The sequence below is a fragment of the Marinimicrobium sp. UBA4509 genome, assembly GCF_002388575.1.
GTDB lineage: Bacteria > Pseudomonadota > Gammaproteobacteria > Pseudomonadales > Cellvibrionaceae > Marinimicrobium > Marinimicrobium koreense.
In genome coordinates this window covers 24,076-26,688 of the sequence record NZ_DGMV01000029.1, presented here as the reverse complement: position 1 = coordinate 26,688, position 2,613 = coordinate 24,076, and the positions used below count along the sequence as shown (strand labels likewise).

General features: G+C 58.4%; 1 protein-coding gene. It reads right to left on the bottom strand.

Annotated features, from left to right (window positions below):
* Positions 1 to 2,132, bottom strand: a 2,132-nt coding sequence (metH, locus tag B3520_RS03665) for a methionine synthase (RefSeq protein ID WP_286875435.1), incomplete at its 3' end; no start/stop codon positions are given.
* Between the last annotated feature and the right edge of the window lie 481 nt (positions 2,133 to 2,613).

Genomic DNA, 2,613 nt, shown 5'->3' with positions numbered 1-2,613 from the left:
TCGCCGACCACGTTCATGCCGTCCATCAATGGGCCCTCGATCACATCCAGTGGCTTGTCAGCGCGCTGGCGGGCTTCTTCGGTGTCTTCGATGATGTAGGCGGTGATGCCCTTGACCAGTGAGTGCTCAATGCGCTTTTCCACGGCCCAGCTGCGCCACTCGAGATCTTCCTTTTTCTCGCCGCTGCTGCCGTCGCCTTTGTACTTTTCGGCAATTTCAAGCAGGGTTTCCGTCGCGTCATCTTTGCGGTTGAGCACCACATCTTCGACTTTCTCTTTCAGCTCTTCGGGCAGGTCGTCGTACACCGCCAACTGGCTGGCGTTGACGATACCCATGTTCAAGCCGGCCTTGATGGCGTGGTACAGAAACACCGAGTGAATCGCTTCGCGCACCGGATTATTGCCCCGGAAGGAGAACGACACGTTGGATACACCACCGCTCACACCGGCGTGGGGCAGGTTTTCCCGGATCCAGCGGGTGGCCTCAATGAAATCCACCGCGTAGTTGTTGTGCTCGTCAATGCCGGTGGCAATGGCAAAAATATTCGGGTCAAAAATAATGTCCTGGGGCGGGAAGCCCACTTTGTCGACCAGAACGCGATAGGAACGTTCGCAGATTTCTTTCTTGCGCGCCGCGGTATCGGCCTGACCATCTTCATCAAACGCCATTACGACCACCGCTGCACCATACTTGCGACAAAGTCGGGCGCGCTCAATGAACTCTTCTTCGCCTTCCTTCAGACTGATGGAGTTGACGATCGGCTTGCCCTGAATGCATTTCAGCCCGGCTTCAATCACGGTCCACTTGGAGGAGTCGACCATCACCGGCACCCGAGCAATATCGGGTTCGCCGGCAATCAGATTGAGAAAGCGCACCATGGCTTTCTCGGAGTCCAGCATTGCCTCATCCATATTGACGTCGATCACCTGGGCGCCGCCCTCGACCTGCTCCAGGGCGACTTCGAGTGCAGTGGTGTAATCCTCTTCCACGATCAGACGCTTGAACTTGGCCGAGCCGGTAACGTTACAGCGCTCACCCACGTTGACGAACAGGGAGTCCTTGGTGATGTTGAAGGGTTCCAGGCCAGACAGGCGACAGGCCGGCGCAATGTCGGGCAGCGGCCGCGGGGCGTGCGTGGCCACGGCATCGGCAATCGCTTTGATGTGCTCCGGTGTGGTACCACAGCAACCACCGATAATGTTCACCAGACCGCTGGCCGCAAACTCTTCGACGACGGCAACCATTTCCTCGGGGGACTGATCGTATTCGCCGAACTCATTGGGCAGGCCGGCGTTCGGGTGCGCTGACACCCAGCAGTTGGCCACCCGGGACATTTCCTGCACGTAGGGGCGCAGTTCCTCGGCGCCCAGGGCGCAGTTCAGGCCCATGGAGAAGGGGCTTGAGTGGGCCAGGGAGTTGTAAAAGGCTTCGGTGGTCTGCCCGGACAGGGTGCGTCCGGAAGCATCGGTAATGGTGCCGGAAATCATCAGCGGCAGCTCAACACCGTTCTGCTCAAAATAGGTCTGTACCGCGAAGGTGGCGGCTTTGGCGTTGAGGGTATCGAATACGGTTTCGATCAGAATCAGGTCCGAGCCACCCTTGACCAGCCCGTCGAGGGCTTCCATATAGTTCTCGACCAACTCATCGAAGGTAATGTTGCGCGCACCGGGGTCGTTCACATCCGGTGAAATGGAGCAGGTGCGACTGGTGGGCCCAAGCACCCCGGCGACGAAGCGGGGTTTATCCGGGTTGTCGGCGGTGTACTCGTCGGCCACTTCCCGAGCCAACCGCGCGGCGGCCCGATTCAACTCCGGCACCAGGTCTTCCATTTCATAGTCGGCCATGGAGACACGGGTGGAGTTGAAGGTGTTGGTTTCGACGATATCGGCCCCTGCGTCGAGGTAGCCCTTATAGATGTCTTTGAGCATGGCCGGTTGGGTAATGGCCAGCAGGTCGTTGTTACCCGCGACGTCCTGGTGGTAATCCGCAAAGCGCGCGCCCCGATACTCGGCCTCGGACAGTTTGAGGTTCTGGATCATGGTGCCCATGCCGCCATCGAGAATCAGGATGCGCTCGCGCACCAGGCGATGGAGGGCGTCAATACGGGCTTGGCGATCGTCGGTCAGGCTCATGGATTACCTATCAGAGGGGATTGATTTGATTCGAAAGGGCATGGATTTTAGCAGAAATGGCGCAAGATCGCAGGTTCGAGCATGTTGAAGTGATCTCGCGGAAGACTTCGTCGCCGAGGGCTGCGGGAGGGAAGGGGTCTTTGAGGCACGCCGTAAACCCATCCATGGGGGCTCGATCGCCTGCCGTCCAGGCAGGCGACGTCCTCAAAGATCCCTTCCCTCCCTCCGCTGTGCCTGCATAGCGTTCCGGGAAATAGCACCCTAAATATCCGCTACATACCAATTCTGTATGGTGGATAAGGGGTGAAACCCCGTCATCCACCAAATAATGCCGCTGCCATGCTTAATTATGGTGGATGGCGCCCTCCGGGCTTATCCACCCTACGTCAAATTGTGGCACTGAGAGCCGGTGCGGGGTGTACCGTTTGTAGACTCTCTGAGGCATGGATGCCGATGAGAAGCCTCCAGGGATGGATTCACG